The organism is Achromobacter sp. Marseille-Q0513 (assembly GCF_018195695.1).
Taxonomy (GTDB): Bacteria; Pseudomonadota; Gammaproteobacteria; order Burkholderiales; family Burkholderiaceae_B; genus Achromobacter.
Genome location: NZ_JAGTJY010000484.1, coordinates 1 through 516 on the forward strand (window position 1 = coordinate 1; position 516 = coordinate 516).

Annotated in this window: 1 protein-coding gene; it reads left to right on the forward strand. The window is 61.2% G+C overall.

The window, feature by feature from the left end; genetic code table 11:
• Nucleotides 1–30 precede the first annotated feature (30 nt).
• Nucleotides 31–516, forward strand: a 486-nt coding sequence (locus KDH83_RS31385) for a type IV secretion system DNA-binding domain-containing protein (protein WP_283093867.1), incomplete at its 3' end; no start/stop codon positions are given.

Genomic DNA, 516 nt, shown 5'->3' on the forward strand with positions numbered 1-516 from the left:
CTCAAAGCGCAATCCCGAGAGAATGGCCAACTGCAGGTTGACATTGCCGGCGTGCCCATGCCGACCAAGATCGAAACCCTGCACCTGCTGCTCAACGGAGCCACCGGCAGCGGCAAGTCCGTGCTCCTACGTGGCTTGCTCTTCTCGCTGCTCAAACGTGGCGACCGCGCCATCATCGTGGATCCGAACGGCGACCTCTACAGCAAGTTTGGTCGCAAGGATGACGTCATCCTGAATCCCTACGACCAACGCACCGAAGGCTGGTCATTCTTCAACGAAGTGCGGGCGGACTACGATTGGCAACGCCTGGCTATGTCGGTCGTGCCCCTGGGCAAAGACGCCAACGCGGAAGAGTGGAACAGCTTCGGCCGGCTGCTGCTGCGCGAGGCCGCGCGCAAGCTGCACGAACTCGGCACTCCCGACATCGAGGAGCTGTTCCGCTGGTGCACGATCGCCAATGACAAGGATCTCCGCACATTTCTGTCCGGCACACTGGCCGAATCGCTCTTCGCAGGT